Below are 16,904 nucleotides of genomic sequence, written 5' to 3' on the forward strand. Positions count from 1 at the left end.
GGGCCGGTGCGCCTCCCATCCCGGCTCTCGACCGTGGCTCCTTCGTTGCTCCTCCGTTGCTTCTCCACCCGGTCCCCAGTCGTCGACTACCTGGGGTCGTAGGCGAGGTTGGGTCGGAGCCAGGCCTCCGCCTCCCGGAGGTCCATGCCGCGTCTGCGGGCGTAGTCCTCGGTCTGGTCGAGCCCGATCCGTCCGACGGTGAAGTACTTCGCGTCGGGGTGGGCGAAGATCAGCCCGCTGACGCTCGCCGCCGGGGTCATCGCGAACGACGTCGTCAGGCCCATGCCGATCCTGTCGGCTTCGAGCAGGTCGAACAGGTGCTTCTTGAGACTGTGGTCGGGGCTTGCCGGGTAGCCGAGTGCCGGCCGGATGCCGCGGAACCGCTCGGCGTGCAGGTCCTCCAGGACCGGGTCGGCGTCGGGCTCGAACCAGTCGCGACGTGCGCGTAGGTGGAGGTACTCGGCGAAGGCCTCGGCGAGGCGGTCGGCGAGTGCCTTCACCATGATCGACTTGTAGTCGTCGTGGTCGGCCTCGAATGAGGCGGCCAGGGCCTCGGCGCCCTGGATGGAGACCGCGAAACCGCCGATGTGGTCGCCTTCGGGCGCCACGTAGTCGGCGAGGCAGCGGTTGGCCCGGTTTTCCGGCTTGGCGGTCTGCTGCCGGAGCATCGGGAAGCCGACCCCGACAGGGGCGTCGTCGAGCACGATGTCGTCGCCGCGGGAGTGGGCGGGCCAGAATCCGTACGCGCCGTGTGCCTGGAGCAGTTCGCCCTCGACGATCTCGTCCAGCAGGGCGTTGCCCTCGTCGAACAGCTCGCGCGCGACGGGTTGGTCGAGGATGGCGGGGTACTTGCCCTTGAGCTCCCAGGCGAGGAAGAAGAACTGCCAGTCGATCATCGCGCGGAGCTCGGCCAGGCTCGGCCGAACGGTGCGAACGCCGGTGAAGGCCGGGACCGGGAGCTCGGTGAAGTCGACCCGCTCGGGGTTGGCCCGGGCCTGGCCGAGGGTGAGCAGGGGCTGCTTCTGCCTGGTCTCGTGCAGTTCGCGCAGGCGGGCCTGCTCGGTGCGGTTCTCGGCGTCCAGGACTTCGGCGCGGGTGGGGTCCAGCAGGTCGGAGACGACGCCGACGACGCGGGAGGCGTCCAGGACGTGCACGGTGGTGTGGTCGTAGGCGGGCGCGATCCGGACGGCCGTGTGCTGGCGCGAGGTGGTCGCGCCGCCGATCAGCAGCGGGATCTTCAGCCCCCTGCGCTGCATCTCGCTTGCCACGGCGACCATTTCGTCCAGGGACGGGGTGATCAGGCCGGACAGGCCGATGGCGTCGGCGCCCTCGGAGATCGCGGTGTCCAGGATGGTGGCGGCCGGGACCATCACGCCCAGGTCGACGACCTCGTAGTTGTTGCAGCCGAGTACCACGCCGACGATGTTCTTGCCGATGTCGTGCACGTCGCCCTTGACGGTGGCGAGAACGACCTTGCCATTGCCGCGTTCGGTGTCGGCGGCGTCCTTGGCGGCCTCGATGTAGGGCTCCAGGTAGGCGACGGACCGCTTCATCACCCGGGCGCTCTTGACGACCTGCGGCAGGAACATCTTGCCGGAGCCGAACAGGTCACCGACGATCTTCATCCCGTCCATCAGCGGGCCCTCGATCACGTCGAGCGGTCGAGCCGCGTGCCCGCGGGCCTCCTCGGTGTCCTCCTCGATGAAGTCGATGATGCCGTGCACCAGCGCGTGGGCGAGGCGTTGCCCGACCGGGGCCTCGCGCCAGGACAGGTCGACCTCGCGGCGGGTGCCGGAACCGGTGACCGTGCCGGCGAAGGTGACCAGCCGGTCGGTGGCGTCCGGCCGCCGGTCGAAGATCACGTCCTCGACCAGTTCCAGGAGTTCGGCGGGGATGTCCTGGTAGACGGCGAGTTGGCCGGCGTTGACGATGCCCATGTCCAGGCCCGCGGTGACGGCGTGGAACAGGAACGCCGAATGCATGGCCTCGCGGATGATGTCGTTGCCGCGGAAGGAGAAGGACAGGTTGGAGATGCCGCCACTGGTGCGTGCGCCCGGGCAGCGTTCCTTGATCAGCGGAAGGGCGTCGATGAACGCTCTGGCGTAGCCGTTGTGTTCGGCGATGCCGGTGGCGACGGCCAGGACGTTGGGGTCGAAGATGATGTCCTCGGCGGCGATCCCGGCCTGTTGGGTCAGCAGGTCGTAGGCGCGGCCGCAGATGGCGACCTTGCGTTCGGTGGTGTCGGCCTGGCCCTGCTCGTCGAAGGCCATGACGACGACGCCGGCGCCATAGGACTTGATCGTCGCGGCCTGTGCGAGGAAGGGTTCCGGGCCCTCCTTGAGGCTGATCGAGTTGACGACTCCCTTGCCCTGGATGCACTTGAGGCCGGCTTCCAGGACGCTCCAGCGGGAGCTGTCGACCATGATCGGGATCCGGGCGGCCTCGGGCTCGGTCGCGATGAGGTTGAGGAAGGTGGTCATCGCCTGCTCACTGTCGAGCAGGTCGGCGTCCATGTTGACGTCGAGCAGGTTCGCGCCGCCGCGGACCTGCTCCAGGGCGACGGCGACGGCCGCCTGGTGGTCGTTGCCCTCGATCAGCTTGCGGAACCTGGCCGAACCGGTGACGTTGGTTCGCTCACCGATCATCACGAAGCCGGTGTCGGGTCCGATCTCGAAGGGTTCGAGGCCGCTGAGCCTGGTGGCGGGCCTGGTCTGCGGGACGGTGCGCGGCGGCAGGCCCGCGACGGCGCCGGCGATCCTCTCGATGTGTGCCGGGGTGGTGCCGCAGCAGCCACCGACGATGTTGGCCATGCCCGAGGCGGCGAACTCCCCGAGCAGTTGCCCGGTTTCCTCGGGCGTCTGGTCGTAACCGCCGAAGGCGTTGGGCAGCCCCGCGTTGGGGTGGCAGGCGACGTGGGTGCCGGCGAGGCGGGCGAGATCGGCCAGGTGGGGGCGGATCTCGTCCGCACCGAGGGAGCAGTTGACGCCGACGATCAGCGGGTTCGCGTGTTCGACGGAGTTCCAGAACGCCTCCACGGTCTGGCCCGACAGGGTTCGTCCGCTGAGGTCGACGATGGTCACCGAGATCCACAGGGGCAGATCGGGGGTGACCTCGCGGGCGGCGGCGATGGCGGCCTTGGCGTTGAGCGTGTCGAAGATCGTCTCGATCAGGAGGAGGTCGACGCCGCCCTCCTGCAGGGCCAGGAACTGCTCGGCGTAGGAGTCGAAGACCTGCTGGTAGGAGACGGCCCGATAGGCGGGGTCCTCCACCTTGGGGGACAGCGACAGGGTCACGTTGAGCGGCCCGACCGAGCCGGCGACGAAGCGTCCGCCGAACTCGTCGGCGGCCTGCCGGGCGAGCCGGGCGCCCTGCACGTTCATCTCCCGGACCAGGCCCTCCAGGCCGTAGTCGGCCTGCCCGATCCCGGTGGCGGTGAAGGTGTTCGTGGTGGTGATGTCGGCGCCTGCCGCCAGGTATTGCCGGTGCACGTCGAGGATGACGTCCGGCCGGGTCAGGTTGAGCAGGTCGGGGTCACCCGTGACGTCCCTCGGGTGGTCTGCCGTGATCAGGCTGCCCCGGTAGTCGTCGGCCGTGAGCGAGGCCCCCTGCAGCATGGTGCCCCAGGCGCCGTCCAGCACGACGACCCGCTGTCGCAGCAGCTCCCGCAACCTGGTCTCGGACGATCTTTCCACCAGTCCACCTCCCATACGTCGGGAGGCGCCCTTGATCGTCGAACGGACCGAGCGTGGCGGGCCGTGACCCGTTGCAGCGCCTCTCGGCCGTGGGCCAACCATAGCGAGTAAGTGGGCCCGGGGCCTGCATTGGGTCGATCTCGTTTCGCTTCGCGTCGCCGCGGCCGGTGTCGCGGGCAACTTCCGGCTGCGGTCGACCGGCTCGGCTCGGTGTGTGCGTGACGGCGCCGGCTGCGCCGATGCCGGATCCGGTGTCGCGGTGCCGACCGGGGCGGCGGGGCGGGATCGCATCGGAATCCGCCGTCCGGCTCCCTGCGTTCGATGCCTTGGCCGGCGCCGGGTCGGGTGCCAGACTGTGGGGGATGAGCACGCCGATGCGCCCTTCGGGTGGGGTGAGGCTGCGTGAGGTGGTGACGAGCTGCCGGTTCGGGAACGAGCGGTCGTCATGGGCGTCCCTGGTCGGTGAGTTGCGGCGGCACGGATATCTGTCGGCGGCGGACGATCCGGAGCGCCTGTGGTCGGCGCAGAGCCCGAGATTCGACGTGGAGATACCCGACGACGTGTGTTCGGGCCTGCGGGAAACGGTTGCCCGGGTGCGCTTTCGGCCGTCCCACGGGTACCTGGCACGAACCTTCTCCACCTCGGCGCCGTTGTCCTGGGCCGAGGCGTTTCGGCGGTACGGCACGGCCCTGATGGTCCGGGCGTTGGCGGACGTGCGGGGCCGAGCGGAGATCCCGGGCTGCGGAGGTCAGCGGGTGCGGCAACGCCTATGGAAGAAGCTCTGGTTCCTCTGCATACCGATTCTCGGGCCGAGAATGGTGCTCGCGCTGATCCACCGATCCGTCACCGAAATGCGCCGGCGTGATACCTCGGCCGCGCATCGAACGCCCGCGTGGCTGGTGTCGCTGCTCGGCGCGGGGCCTCCGGCGGCGGCCTTCGCGGCCGTGTGCTGGGCGTGGTTCGCCATTCCACTGCCGCCCGACGGCGTGCCCGCGCGCCTGGCCGTGGCCCTGCCGGCAGCCGGCACCGCCGCGTTCCTGGTGGTGATTCCGTGGTGGGTCTTCCTCGCGTTGGCAAGCATGCGGCCACAACCAACCAGGGGCGACGACCCCTGACCTCGCGCGGCCCCGCCGCGGCGATCGCCGTGTGAGCCTCGCCGACCTCGTCGCCCAGGGCTTCCGGTGGGCCGCGCGCCACACCACCCTCCGCTACGCCGCCGTCGGTTCGGGCGCCGCGTCGGTCGTCGCGCGCTGTCCGAGCTCCAAGGCTGCGATGGCCTCGGCTGTTTTCGGGGTTTGCGCTGTGGCGACCGACGGGGAGCCGATTCGCCCGAGGAGGTGCGCGGACTCCGCCTGTTGAAACCGGCTCCGGCCATGCGGGCGATAGCCTGGGTCGCATGGCTGGGATCACGGGCGCGGAGATCGTCGCTTTTGCGGACGCTGCGGCGTTCGAGAGCTGGCTGGCCGAGAACTACGGGCGCCACGAGGGTGTGTGGATCAAGGTAGCCAAGAAGAAGTCCGGCATCCCGACGGTCACCGATGACGAATTGGTCGACGTCGGGCTGTGCTACGGCTGGATCTCCGGGCAACGGCGGTCGTTCGACGAGCAGCACTACCTGCAGAAGTACGTGCCACGTCGACGCAAGAGCCTGTGGTCGCAAGTGAATGTGGAAAAGGTGGCGACGCTGACGGCCGCAGGCCGGATGCGCGAACCCGGGTTGGCCGAGGTGCGCAAGGCGCAGGAGGACGGGCGATGGGCGGCGGCCTACGCGTCGCAGAAGACGGCGACCGTACCGCCCGATCTCGCGGCGGTGCTCGACGCGAACCCGGCGGCCGGGAAGGCGTTCGAGGCGCTCGACAGGACCGGACGCTACCTACTGATCCTGCCGCTGCTCCAGGCTCTCACGCCGGAGGCCAGGCAGGCCCGGCTCGACAAGACCCTGCACATGCTGGAGAGCGGTGACGGCCCGGAATGAGCCGACGGCCGCAAGCCCGACGCGTGCGCCCCCGTGGAGCAGCGTGCCCGACGGTTCTGCCGACCGCAACGCTCGTTCGCGGCGCGAACCGCTTGGCCCCGCTCGCGGCATCGAGCGCGTACACGTTGCCGTCGAGGCTCCCGGCATAGACCACGCCGTCGGCGACCACGAGGGAACGGGAGGCGGTACGACGGCGAGCAGGCGGCGCCGTACGTCGTCGGCCGACGCGGGCCGCTCGGCCGGGTCCTTGGCGAGCAGGGCCGGCACCAGGTCGTCGAGCGTGCCCGGCACGCCGTCCCGCCGCCTGCTCGGCGGTTCCGGCACGGTCCGCAGGTGCGAGTTCATCGTTGCTGCCGGCCCGGTGGCCCCGAACGGGACGTCCCCGGTGAGGAGTTCGTACAGGACGCAGCCGAAGGAGTACAGGTCGGAGCGGGCGTCCCCGCCGTGCTCGTGGAACCGCTCCGGCGGCATGTACGCGAGCGTCCCCATGACCATGCTCGCCGGGTTGGTGGTCTCCGTGAACCGGGCGATGCCGAAGTCCGGGATCTTGACGGTTCCGTCGGCCGCGAGCATGAGGTTCGCGGGCTTCAGGTCGCGGTGGACGACGCCCTCCGCGTGCGCACGGGCGAGCGCACCGGCGGCCTGTGCCGCCCAGTCGGCCGCGACCGCCACCGCCGGAGGCCCGTCGGCGCGCAGCACTCGGGCGAGGTCCCGGCCGTCGACGTACTCCATGACCAGGAACAGTGTGCCGTCGGCGTCGTCCTCGCCCGTGTCGACACGGTGACCACGCCCGGATGGTTCAGGGCCCCGGCGGTGCGCGCCTCGCGCAGGAACAGCTCCGCCCCGGCCGCGTCGCCTTGCGCGTGCGGCAGGAGTTCGACGGCGACGCGCCGTCGAATCCGCCGGTCGCGGCCCTCCCACACTTCGCCCATACCGCCCCGGCCAACGAAACGGACAAGCTCGTACCGACCCGCCAACACGCGCACAGACACCACTCCCCGACCGCCCGTTTCCGCGCCGCCGAGGTTACCGGCCCGGTTGCCCGGGCCCGGACGGGTGTCGGACCGTACGCCACTTCGCGCACCGCGGGGCCGCGGCCGTCAATCGCCCGGCACGTCCGGCCCACCTCGGCCGCGCGTCCTTCCCCCGCGCGGTGGGTTGGGCCCCGGGGTCAGAACCGCCAAACGCTCGCGATACTCCTCGGTGTCGATCTCGCCGCGGGCATAGCGCCGAGCCAGCACCTCGATCGCCGACGAGCCGGCCGAATCCGAGGGCCCGCGACCACGTGAGGTGCCTCGCACCAAGAACCACACCACTGCGACGATCGCCGCGAGCAGGAGCAGCATCATCATCGACCCCCACACCCAGCTCCAGCCGTCCTCCTCGTACATGTGCCCGACGCGACGCGTGGGCGCCGTCGCCAGGACCGGAGCCAATCTCATTGCCCTCACCTTCCCGGGACGCCGAACCGGCCTGCACCTTCATGGTGCGTCGCAGACCCGAGGAGCGTCGGAGCCGTTCGGCCCGGTCGGCCGGGTCGACCGGCCCTCCCGGGCGGTATCGCCGGTCCGGGCAGCGGAGGGCGAGCGGACATCCGCACCCCACTCGGGATGGTGCGGCCGGGCCCTGTCCGGCGGACCTTGGCGGATCGGGGGCCGCGTCGTGTCGCCTCCGTTCGGGTCGTCATTCGCGCCAAGGGTCGGTCGGGTCGAGCGTCTCCGACACGGGGCGACGAGGAGTGGGGGCTCCGGGAGGCCCGTATCCCATCCGCAGCACCATCTGGACGTACCCGGGGCCGGTTCGCGGATCGCGCAGATTCGCGCGGGTGTCGGGCCACTCCACGGCTTGGTGGAGGACCGACATGCGCAGGCCGTGGACGGTCGCCAACAGCCAGGCCCGCTCCATGGCCTGGCCCGCCCGCATCCAGTCCTGCGGATGATCGAAGCGGGTGGTCAGGGTTGCCACTTGGGGTAGCGCCTCGAAACGCTGCGTCGTCACGGGCGAGGTGGGCGGGTGTCCGGTGAAGGCACGGACCGGTACCCGGGCATCGTGGTCCTGTGGTCCCAGGGCCGCACGGGGGATGCCGTCGGTGGCGGGCGCCTCCAGGCGCAACCACGTGCGGGTCTCCGCCTGCCGTGCGACGTCCGCCGCCGTCCGCCGCTCGGCCTCGGCGGTCAGATCCAGGACGCGGCGTGCGTCGCCCTCCTCCAGCACGTCCAGGACCGCGCCCTCGGCTTCGGCGGCGGCGATGAGATCACCGACGACGCGCTCCGGTACGTCGCGGTTGGAGAACGGCAGGCGGCTGGAGTGCCGTTCGGCGATCGCCGGGTACAGGTCCGGGCCGTACGGATATGCGGCGTCGGCGCCTTGGCTCAGGTCCAGCACGGCCACCGGCAACTCGGGGGTGTCGTGCGACGACAGGGTCACCACGGGTTTCCGGCCCAGGTGCAGCGCGGCGACGCGCAGGTTGAACACGGCCGCGCCGACGGAGATGTGCATGGCCCTGCCCGCCGGGTCGGTGAGCGGGACCGCGCGCCTGCCGTCGACGAACACCGCGAGTCCACCTGCGTCTACCGTGGGCCGGAAGAACCACGGCTGGCTGTTGTGGAGCGAGGGGGCCGCACCGCCCGCCGCGGCCAGGGACCTCACGTCGACGGGGCTCGGGGAAGTGTTGGTCATGTCGATCTCTCCCTACGGCCCCTCGACGCGGCCGAATGTGGGGGACGGGTGAGCCGGACCGGCGGCGCGGCAGGATCGGTCGGGTCGAACCTGTGGTGCCGGTGCGGAGACGGTGGCCCTGTCGGGTACGTGGGTACGGTCGTCCATCTCGACGCTCCCGCCGTGGATCGCGCGGCCCGATCGGGCCGACGGCCTGCCGGGACAAGTCTCGGGTGCCCGACGACGAGGCCACAGGGCCGGACGCCCCGGGCGTACCAGGGTCGTGAGTCCCACGCCCGGGCTTCGCCGCCCGAGCCGGTCGTTCGCGCTCCACCGGCGGCGATCCACCGGTCGGCGCGGGCGGCGACGTATCCCAGGATCGCACCGGCGAGGGGCATCAGCAGGTCTTCGACGGGCAGGGCACGTGCGCCCGGCCGGTCGCGCGGCATCGGTACGCACCCGCCGGCCGGTCCCGGGGCGGCGGAAACGGGGACGGTGATCGGCAATGCGCAGGCCCTCTCGCCCGACTCCATTCCGACACCCGACGCCCGACATCGGACGGGCAACCGGGGCCGCCGCCGCGATCCCGAGGATCCGTGCGGGTGCCGGGGAAGGCGGAGGCCAGGGCATGGCCGTGGTCCCCCGACGCGCTGGGGCGGCGCGCGGGGACAGCCCGATGGAGGGGCTGCCTCCGGGCCGCGCGAGGTCTCGGTAGCCGTGCCGAAGGGTGTGTCGGGCCGGGGTGGATGCCGATCCGTCGGTCGCCATCGGTGTTGCCCATTCATCGGGTCGCGCGCTCGCCCTCCGTCCGGCGCAGCGGGATGATCAGGGGCGTGCGGGACTCCGGGTCCTCGATGATGCGACAGGGCAGGTCGAAGATCTCGTGTACCAGGTCGGCGGTGATCACCTGTCGTGGGGATCCCTCGGCCACCACCGTTCCGTCCTTCATGGCGATGATGTGGGTGGCGTAGCGGCAGGCGTGATTGAGGTCGTGCAGTACGGTGACGAGGGTGTGCCCGCGGTGCGTGTTCAGGTCGGCGAAGAGGTCGAGCAGTTCGATCTGGTGGCCGATGTCGAGGAAGGTGGTCGGCTCGTCCAGCAACATGAGCGGGGTCTGCTGGGCGAGGAGCATGGCCACCCATACGCGCTGCCGTTGTCCCCCGGACAACTCGTCCACCTGGCGACCGGCCAGGTCGAGTACGCCGGTGGCGGCCATCGCGGCGTGTACGGCCTCCCGGTCCGCCGCGGACCAGCGTTGTACCAGCCCCTGGTGGGGGTATCGGCCGCGGGCGACGAGGTCGTCCACGGTGATGCCGTCGGGAGCGATCGAGGTCTGTGGCAGGAGGCCCAGGACGCGGGCCACTTCCTTCGCCCGATACGACGCGATGGCCCGGCCGTCGAGCACGACCGCGCCGGCGGACGGCTTGACCAGCCGGGACAGCGCCCGCAGGAGCGTCGACTTCCCGCATCCGTTGGGTCCGACGACGACCGTGAACGAGCGGTCCGGGATCCGGACCGACAGGCCGTCGCAGATCACCCGCCGGTCGTAGCCGAGGGTCGCGCCGACCGCTTCGAGCCGGGTGTCGCCGGCCGGGCGCGCCGCGACGGGCGGTGAACCGGGCCGCGTGACAGGGACAGGGGCACTGCTCATGGTGTTCCTCGGTACGTGGGTGCAGGGGTGCAGGGGTGCAGGGGTGCAGGGGTGCGTGGGAGCCGGGGTGGGTGCGCGCGTGGGTCAGCGTCGGCGTGATTCGCGCAACAACAACCAGACGAGGTAGCCGCCGCCCAGGCACGCGGTGACCACTCCGACCGGCACCTGGGTGGGGGCGAAGCCGTGTTGCGCGACCCAGTCGGCGCCGACGAGCAGCGTCGCGCCGACCGCGGCCGCGGTGACCGGGTCGGTGCCGGTGCCGGGTACGAGTCGTCGGGCGATGTGCGGCGCCGCGAGCGAGACGAACGCGATGGGGCCGGCCACGGCGGTGGCGGTGGCGGCGAGCCCGACGCCGACGGCGATCAACGCCATCCGGACCGAGCCGAGGGACACGCCGAGGGCGGCGGCCGTGTCGTCGCCGAGTTCGAGCATGCGCATGCCCCGGACCAGCGGGACGAGCAGCGCGAACAGGATCACCGTGCAGACCAGCGCGGGGACGGCCTGTTCCCAGGCGAGGGAGCCCAGGGACCCGGCCCCCCACATCGTCGCCCGTGCCGCGACGGCCAGGTCGGCCCGGTGGATCAGCCAGGTGTTCACCGACGAGAGCATCCCGGTGACGCCGATGCCGACCACGATCAGACGGGTGCCCTGTACCCCGCGGCCGATCGCGAACACATACACGACCGCGGCGGTCGCCAGACCGCCGACCAGTGCGCCGATCGTGGTCTCCAGGTAGCTGCCGTGCAGCATCATGACGGCGATCAGCGCGCCGGTGTAGGCACCGGTGTCGAAACCCATGATGTCGGGGCTGCCGAGCGGGTTGCGGGTCAGGCTCTGGAACACGGTGCCGCTCACCGCGAGGGCCGCGCCCAGGGTGAGCGCGAGCACGGCGCGGGGCATGCGCCACGAGAGCACCACGGTCTCGTGGAGGGAACTGCCGCGCCCGGCCAGGACTTCGAGCACCTCCGTCGGCGACAGGGCGAGTTCGCCCGACCCGAGGGAGAGGACGAACAGCACCAGGGCGGACGTCGCGAGGACGAGCAACACGCCGATGCGCCGCGGGTGGACGGATCGGGTCGGGCGGGTCGGGCGGGCCGGCCCGGCGGCGACGGGTGGCGCGGTTCGCGTCACGACACCCCCATGCGTCGGGCCCGGGACAGGGCGATGAGCATCGGGGAGCCGAGGAACGCCATGACCACCCCGACCGGCAACTCGCCGGGCCACACCACGAGTCGTGCCAGCACGTCCGCGCCGAGCAGCAGGATGGGCCCGGCCAGCAGACAGCCGGGCAGCAGTCGCCGTTGGTCCGCGCCGACGAGGCGGCGACAGATGTGCGGAACCATCAGACCCAGTAGTGCGATCGGCCCGACGAGGGCGGTCGCCCCACCCGCGAGCAGGGTGATCGCGATGACGGACGACACCCGTACCAGGGCGATGTGGGTGCCCAGGGCCCGGGACAGGTCCTCGCCCATGGCCAGCATGTTCAGCGGCCCGGCGACCCGGAGGGCGATCACGAGGGCGAACAGCAGAAACGGGGCGACCCGGGCGACCTCCGTCGTGCCCACCCCGGCGAGCGAACCGGCGGCCCAGGCGCGCATCCCGTCCAGCGCGCGCGGATTCAGCAGGGTGATTCCCGTCTGGATCCCGGTCAGTACGGCGGTGAGCGCGACGCCTACCAGCAGCAGGCGCGCCGGGTTCGCGCCGGCGCGGCCGGTGGCGCCGAGCAGGTACACCATCGCGGTCACGACGGCGGCGCCGAGGAACGCGAACCACAGGTACGAGGACAGGCCGGTGGCGCCGGTGAAGGTGATCGAGAGGGTGACGGCGAAGCTCGCCCCGGTGCTCACGCCCAGGATCCCGGGGTCGGCGAGCGGATTGCGGGTCAACGCCTGGATGAGCGCGCCCGCGGCGCCGAGCGCGGCCCCCACCGCGAGGCCGACCAGCGTGCGCGGTATCCGCACCTCCCAGACGAGCGTCCGGGCCGGGCCGGTGTCGTGGACGAGCGCGTGCCAGGTCTGCGCCGGGGTGAGGGTCTTCGACCCCAGGGCCACGCTGCACGCGACGACCACGAGCAGGAGGGCGATTCCCGACAGCGGCCCGGCCGTTCGCCGTGCGGCGGAGGGGCGCGGCCGGGCGGCCGTGGGGTCGACGGGGGTGTTGCCGGTCGGGGCCGGCACGACGTTGCGCATGGTCAGACCGGGATTCGGTTCAGGCCGTCGCGCAGTCGGTCGAGGAGCCACGGCACGGCCGCGGCGTTCGGCGCCTGGAGGGCGGTCGCGGCCTCGATGTCGAGCGGGACGTAGCGGGTCTTCATGATGGCCAGCCGCGCGACGATGGGGTCGTTCTCGAAGCGCTGTTGCAGTTCCGGGCTCTGGTATGTCATGAACAACACCCCGGCGTCCTCGAACAGGCCCGCGTGTTCGAGGCTGACGTCCACGGTGCCGGGCACCGAGCCCTTGCCGCCGAGGCCGGCCACGGACGGCAGCGGGACCAGGCCGAGTTCGCTCATGAACCGCGCGGTGAGGTTGTCGTCGTCGACGACCATGACGGCGACGCCGGCGCGGGCCTGTCCGTACAGGTAGGTGCGGCCTTCGAGCTTCGGGCGTCGTGCGCGCAGGTCGGTGATCGCCTGCCGGGAATCGTCGATCAGTTGCTCGGCGGCGGCGTCGGCGCCGAGTGCGCGGGCGATCCGGCGGGCTTCGTCGACCCACGGAGTCCGGTACAGGCCCTGCTCGTAGGTGACCACGGGTGCGACGGCGTTGAGCAGCTTGTAGGTCGGCTCGTTCAGGGTGAAGGCCGCGTTCGCCAGGATGAGATCCGGCTCCAGTCGGGCGATCCGCTCGGCGCCGATGTCCATGGGGTTGAGCCAGGTCACCGATTCCGAAAGGCGTTTGCCGTAGGGGAGGTTGCGTTCCGAGCCGACCTTGGCGACGCTGCCGTAGCTCTGCACGGCTCCGACGATGTTCGCGTCCAGCGCGGCGGCGACGGCGACGTCGGCGTAGCCCAGCGCGACGACCCGCTTCGGCTTCTTGTGGATGGTGACGTCTCCCCAGACGTTGTGCATGGTGCGGGGGAAGCCGCCGCCGTCGGATCCGGCGGCCCCGGCGGGTTTTTCGCCGGCCTTCCCCGAGTTGTCGGAACCGGCGGAACAACCGCCGAGCAGCAGTGCGGTGAGGCAGAGGCAGACGAGGGCGACGACGGCGGATTTGGGGGCGCGCATGGGGGTGTTGCCTTTCGCGGAAGCGAGCAAGTCAGGTAAGGCTTACCTTACGAACCATTGGAAAGGCAATCGGGTGATACGGCGTCGTGCGGCCGGCCGCGGCGGGGTCGGATTCGGCTCGATTCCCTTTCGGGCAGGGCGAGTTCACCATCCGGCGTGGTCGCCTGACGGTGTTCCGATCATGGGGCGGGAGTCGGTCCCGCCCCGCCGACGGTGTGGGGTGGGCGGGTTGCTCGGGACCGACGTGCCCGCGCCGCCGCGGAGTTCGTGTCGTCGTCCGGGTCGCGCGGCAACAGCCCGTCGACCAACGCCCGCAGGCCCTGCGGGTGGATGTCCCGGGAGACCAACGTGGGCCAGCGGTCGGCGAGGGCGGCCAGGTGCGGCAGTCGAGCCGGGTCGACCTCACCGAGGATCGTGTCGCGCCGGATGGGCCGATGGGCGTCCTCGGCGCGGCGGCGCGCGGCATTGGCGCGGACCAGGATCTCGCCGACGGTGAAGTACCAGACGCCGCGGTAGAGATCCACCGCCTCCTCCGGGGTGCACCCGCAGTCGACCGCGCCCGCCACGATCGCCTCGACCATCCACAGCGCCGATTCGCCGATCACGTCGTCGGCGGTGAGGACCTCGACGATCCACGGCCGGTCCGCCAACACGTCGTGCATGAGGGTCGCGGCGGCGAGGATGCGCCCCCGGGGGTCGTCCGGGAGTTCGGGGCGCACGATCGTGTCGGCGTAGTCGCTCAGCAACTGCGCCAGGAGGTCGTGCCGGTCGCGGAAGTGGTGGTAGAGCGTGGTCGGCGCGGCGCCGGCCTCCGCGGCCAGGCGGCGCATGGTCAGCTTGTCCCAGCCGTCCCGGTCGATGAGCCGACGGGCCGCGGTCATGATCTGCGCGCGGGAGGTCCGGGGCGGGCGACCGGTACGGCCGGAAGACGAGGCAGGCGGTGGCATCGCCCCATGATGGCGGCTTCCGCGATCCCGGGCGAACCGCGGCGGCCGACCCGGGCCCGCGCGCGAGATCGACAGTCGCGCGACGCCGGTGATACTTTCCGAACATGTTCGGAAAGTATCACGCGACCGACGGAAGGACCGCCCGATGGCGATGAACGCGACAACCCCCCTCGACCTGTTCGACTCCGTGATCCAACTTCGAGAGGGCGGCACGATCGACGCGAGGCCACGACGGGGCCTCGGGGATCCCGGCCTGTGGACGGTGACGGCCTTCCACGCCGCGGACGACCGCGCGGTGCACGCCGACGTATGGGAACAACACCCCGACGGCCAGGAAGTCCTGTGCCTGCTCTCCGGAATCGTGCACGTCCACCTGCGCGACCACGACAGCGGCAGCGAACCGGTCGCGACCCTGACCGCGGGCACGTCCTACATCGTCCCGGCCGGCCGCTGGCATCGCCTGACCGTCGAGGAACCGGGCGACCTGCTGGTCATCACCCCACGCACCAACACCCGCCACGAACGCATGCACCCCACCGACGAGACCCGACAGCCGTAGCGGTCCGCCGGGCGCCCACCGGGCCCTCGCCCAAGCCCGGGGCGGCGGCGTACTCGCCTCGTGCAACGGCTGCGACGACACCACCGACCACCGCCCCGACCACCACACGATCGGGAAGCCGGACCCGTGGACCTCAGCCGAAAAAGCTCGCCGGGGAAGTCGGCGTCTCGGGCTGCGCCAGATAGCCGGCGACGGTGCAGTGCAAGGGACCGAACCTGTTCGGCGAGTCGAGTTGGTGGAAGCTGACGTCGACCTCGGTGGGGGCCCGACCACCCGGGACACGGGCGTTGGCCGCAGTGCAGACGAGTTGGTGGATCGCCTCCACGGGCACCTGGGCGGCGTCCACGGGCAGCGTGAGCGTGACGCTGCCGTTGCCGGTGTCGACGCCGACCCGGCCGACCAGATCCGCAAGGGCGCTCATCAGTCCCTGCCGACGTTCGGCCTCGGTCGGTCCCTTCAACAGCAGGGTGATCGCTTCGCCCGGGTCGACAGGCGTTTCGGTGGGCCGGGACACCGCTTGCACACCGGCGAAAGACACGAAGAACAGGCGGACCCGGTCGGGGACGGCGCCGATTTGCGGAACACCGCTGGCCGGGGGCCCGACTCCGTGTGGCGTCGTGGTGGAGATGCCGCATCCGGCGACGAGGGCGGCCACGAGAGCGGCGACCACGGTGGTGGGGAGCTTCACTGATCCTCCGGACGTTCGTGTCCGACCTCGCCCGACGACGCGGGCTCGCCGTCGTGATCGGCTCCGGCTGCGCCGATGCCGTCGAGGTGTCGGGGAGCCGACACGGCGGCCGGCGGTGCGAGTGGGAGTTCGATGGTGAACACGGTGCCCTCGCCCGCGGTGGAGGCCGCCCGCAGGGTACCGCCGTGCAGGTGGATGTTCTCGCGGGCGATGGCAAGTCCCAGGCCGCTGCCGTCGGATCGGGTCCGGGCCGAGTCGGCTTTGTAGAAGCGGTCGAAGATGTGCGCGAGCACGGCCGGATCGATGCCGGGACCGTGGTCGACGACGTCGAGCACGATCCGGTCGCCGGCGCGGCGCAGCACGACTCGGACGGGGCCGCCGCCGTGCCGCAGCGCGTTGCCGACCAGGTTGGCGAGGGCGACGTCGAAGCGTCGAGGGTCCAGGACGGCGCGGATCCCGTCGGGGAGTTCGGTGTCGACCCGGTCGCTCCAGCCGCGGGCTCGCAGGGTCCGGCGTACCGAGGTGGAGACGTCGACCTCGTCGGTGTGCAGGGTGGCGGCGCCCGCGTCGAAGCGGGAGATCTCCATGAGGTCGTCGACCATGCGCGCGAGTTTGCGGGTCTCCTCGGCCACCAGTCGGAGCGCTTCGGAGGTGTCGGGGTCCAGATGGGCGGTGTCCTCGTCGAGGACCTCGGTGACGGCGACCATCGCCGCGAGGGGAGTGCGCAGTTCGTGGGAGACGTCGGCGGCGAACCGGCGGGCACCGGCTTCGAGGCGGCGCAGTTCGGTGGCGTCGCGTTCGATGGTGTCGGCCATGGTGTTGAACGTCGCGGTCAGGTCCGCGAGTTCGTCGTTGCCGCGGACGGGGATGCGGGTGTCGAGGTCGCCCTCGGTGATGCGGTGGGCTCCCGCACGGAGCCGCCGTACCGGGCGAAGGACGTGCGCGGCGGCGAAGAGCGCCGGGACGAGGGCGAGGCCGACGGCGGGGAGCGCGCCGTAGCGGGCCGCGGTGACCAGGGCGTGGATGTCGGCTTGCTCGCCGCGCAGGGACATTTCGGCGTACACCACGATCCGGGTGGGGGTGTCGTCGTGCCCCGCGTGCAGGATCGGCATCCCGATGACCAGCCACGGGCCGTCGGGGCGCGCGACGCGCTGGGCCACCGCGCCGTTCTCCCGCAACACCGCGGAGCGCAGGGCCGCGGTGATCGCGCCGGGATCGCCGGGCGCCTCGGCGGGGACGAGTGGGCCGTCCTGGTACGAGACGTGCGTGTGCCAGTCGCGCGGGGTGCCCGCGCGGTCGAGCAGGACGGTCAGCCCCAGCAGGCTCTCCGTGCTGGGCGGATACGGCAGGTCGGGTGCACGCGAGTCGAGTTGGGCGCGCAGTTCGTCGGTCGCGGCGCTCTGGGTGCGGTCCAGGATCGCGTCGCGGGCCTTGTCGTACGTCAGCGCGGAGGTGATCAGGGCGCTGAACGCGGCGACCAGGAGAAAGGCGACGACCAGCCGGGGACGAAGACC

General features: G+C 71.6%; 14 protein-coding genes, 1 pseudogene and 1 riboswitch. Of the genes and pseudogenes, 3 read left to right on the plus strand and 12 right to left on the minus strand.

Annotation, left to right across the window (positions count from 1 at the left end; all coding sequences use genetic code 11):
- Positions 1-86: 86 nt before the first annotated feature.
- Positions 87-3,692, minus strand: a complete 3,606-nt coding sequence (gene metH / locus ACH4U8_RS09795) for a methionine synthase (protein WP_395776628.1) — start codon at positions 3,690-3,692, stop codon at positions 87-89.
- Between the two features lie 16 nt (positions 3,693-3,708).
- Positions 3,709-3,783: riboswitch (S-adenosyl-L-homocysteine riboswitch) on the minus strand.
- A gap of 271 nt (positions 3,784-4,054) precedes the next feature.
- Between metH and ACH4U8_RS09800 the strand changes: the two genes are divergently transcribed.
- Both ACH4U8_RS09800 and ACH4U8_RS09805 read left to right on the plus strand, forming a co-directional pair.
- On the plus strand, positions 4,055-4,807 hold the full coding sequence (locus ACH4U8_RS09800; RefSeq protein WP_395776630.1) for a hypothetical protein: 753 nt from the start codon (positions 4,055-4,057) through the stop codon (positions 4,805-4,807).
- Positions 4,808-5,088: 281 nt separating this feature from the next.
- A complete protein-coding gene (locus ACH4U8_RS09805; RefSeq protein ID WP_379991232.1) occupies positions 5,089-5,667 on the plus strand; it encodes a YdeI family protein in 579 nt (192 codons plus the stop codon).
- Here the strand turns inward: ACH4U8_RS09805 and ACH4U8_RS09810 are convergent.
- The 9 genes and pseudogenes from ACH4U8_RS09810 to ACH4U8_RS09850 all read right to left on the minus strand — a co-directional run bounded on the left by ACH4U8_RS09810 (position 5,594) and on the right by ACH4U8_RS09850 (position 14,143).
- On the minus strand, positions 5,594-5,836 hold the full coding sequence (locus ACH4U8_RS09810) for a PQQ-binding-like beta-propeller repeat protein (RefSeq protein WP_395777002.1): 243 nt from the start codon (positions 5,834-5,836) through the stop codon (positions 5,594-5,596). The two genes, ACH4U8_RS09805 and ACH4U8_RS09810, sit on opposite strands and share 74 nt — an antisense overlap.
- Before the next feature lie 113 nt (positions 5,837-5,949).
- Positions 5,950-6,399, minus strand: a pseudogene (locus ACH4U8_RS09815) (serine/threonine-protein kinase); the annotation flags it as partial.
- 368 nt (positions 6,400-6,767) lie between these two features.
- Positions 6,768-7,109 carry an SHOCT domain-containing protein gene (locus ACH4U8_RS09820; protein WP_395776632.1) on the minus strand — a complete coding sequence of 114 codons (342 nt, stop codon included), beginning with the start codon at positions 7,107-7,109 and terminating at the stop codon, positions 6,768-6,770.
- A gap of 241 nt (positions 7,110-7,350) precedes the next feature.
- Positions 7,351-8,346 (minus strand): Acg family FMN-binding oxidoreductase, encoded by a 996-nt coding sequence (locus tag ACH4U8_RS09825; protein ID WP_395776634.1) that lies wholly within the window; start codon positions 8,344-8,346, stop codon positions 7,351-7,353.
- A 760-nt stretch (positions 8,347-9,106) separates the two neighbouring features.
- Positions 9,107-9,976, minus strand: coding sequence for an ABC transporter ATP-binding protein (locus tag ACH4U8_RS09830; RefSeq protein WP_395776636.1), 870 nt, complete (start codon positions 9,974-9,976; stop codon positions 9,107-9,109).
- A gap of 84 nt (positions 9,977-10,060) precedes the next feature.
- Positions 10,061-11,107, minus strand: a complete 1,047-nt coding sequence (locus ACH4U8_RS09835) for a FecCD family ABC transporter permease (RefSeq protein ID WP_395776638.1) — start codon at positions 11,105-11,107, stop codon at positions 10,061-10,063.
- Positions 11,104-12,165, minus strand: a complete 1,062-nt coding sequence (locus ACH4U8_RS09840; RefSeq protein WP_395776640.1) for a FecCD family ABC transporter permease — start codon at positions 12,163-12,165, stop codon at positions 11,104-11,106. Before ACH4U8_RS09840 ends, ACH4U8_RS09835 begins: the two co-directional genes overlap by 4 nt.
- Before the next feature lie 2 nt (positions 12,166-12,167).
- Positions 12,168-13,196: an ABC transporter substrate-binding protein gene (locus tag ACH4U8_RS09845; protein WP_395776642.1), complete on the minus strand. Its 1,029-nt coding sequence runs from the start codon at positions 13,194-13,196 to the stop codon at positions 12,168-12,170.
- A gap of 179 nt (positions 13,197-13,375) precedes the next feature.
- The gene (locus tag ACH4U8_RS09850) at positions 13,376-14,143 is read right to left on the minus strand and encodes a TetR/AcrR family transcriptional regulator (protein WP_395776644.1); all 768 of its coding nucleotides are present in this window, start codon (positions 14,141-14,143) and stop codon (positions 13,376-13,378) included.
- 151 nt (positions 14,144-14,294) lie between these two features.
- Here ACH4U8_RS09850 and ACH4U8_RS09855 point away from each other — a divergent pair, with 151 nt between their 5' ends.
- Positions 14,295-14,702 (plus strand): cupin domain-containing protein, encoded by a 408-nt coding sequence (locus ACH4U8_RS09855; RefSeq protein ID WP_395776646.1) that lies wholly within the window; start codon positions 14,295-14,297, stop codon positions 14,700-14,702.
- A gap of 133 nt (positions 14,703-14,835) precedes the next feature.
- On the opposite strand, the gene ACH4U8_RS09860 is transcribed toward ACH4U8_RS09855, so the two are convergent.
- Positions 14,836-15,390 carry a hypothetical protein gene (locus ACH4U8_RS09860; protein WP_360316203.1) on the minus strand — a complete coding sequence of 185 codons (555 nt, stop codon included), beginning with the start codon at positions 15,388-15,390 and terminating at the stop codon, positions 14,836-14,838.
- Entirely contained in the window at positions 15,387-16,889 is a 1,503-nt protein-coding gene (locus ACH4U8_RS09865; RefSeq protein ID WP_360316306.1) for a HAMP domain-containing sensor histidine kinase, read from the minus strand. The genes ACH4U8_RS09860 and ACH4U8_RS09865 overlap by 4 nt, the downstream gene beginning before the upstream one ends.
- Positions 16,890-16,904: the final 15 nt, after the last annotated feature.

It is taken from the genome of Embleya sp. NPDC020886, from assembly GCF_044333915.1.
GTDB lineage: Bacteria > Actinomycetota > Actinomycetes > Streptomycetales > Streptomycetaceae > Embleya.

Coding starts and splice junctions, on each gene's coding strand:
- ACH4U8_RS09800 (WP_395776630.1), top strand. CDS start 4,055: ATGAGCACGCCGATGCGCCCTTCGGGTGGGGTGAGGCTGCGTGAGGTG.
- ACH4U8_RS09805 (WP_379991232.1), top strand. CDS start 5,089: ATGGCTGGGATCACGGGCGCGGAGATCGTCGCTTTTGCGGACGCTGCG.
- ACH4U8_RS09820 (WP_395776632.1), bottom strand. CDS start 7,109: ATGAGATTGGCTCCGGTCCTGGCGACGGCGCCCACGCGTCGCGTCGGG.
- ACH4U8_RS09825 (WP_395776634.1), bottom strand. CDS start 8,346: ATGACCAACACTTCCCCGAGCCCCGTCGACGTGAGGTCCCTGGCCGCG.
- ACH4U8_RS09830 (WP_395776636.1), bottom strand. CDS start 9,976: ATGAGCAGTGCCCCTGTCCCTGTCACGCGGCCCGGTTCACCGCCCGTC.
- ACH4U8_RS09840 (WP_395776640.1), bottom strand. CDS start 12,165: ATGCGCAACGTCGTGCCGGCCCCGACCGGCAACACCCCCGTCGACCCC.
- ACH4U8_RS09845 (WP_395776642.1), bottom strand. CDS start 13,196: ATGCGCGCCCCCAAATCCGCCGTCGTCGCCCTCGTCTGCCTCTGCCTC.
- ACH4U8_RS09850 (WP_395776644.1), bottom strand. CDS start 14,143: ATGCCACCGCCTGCCTCGTCTTCCGGCCGTACCGGTCGCCCGCCCCGG.
- ACH4U8_RS09855 (WP_395776646.1), top strand. CDS start 14,295: ATGAACGCGACAACCCCCCTCGACCTGTTCGACTCCGTGATCCAACTT.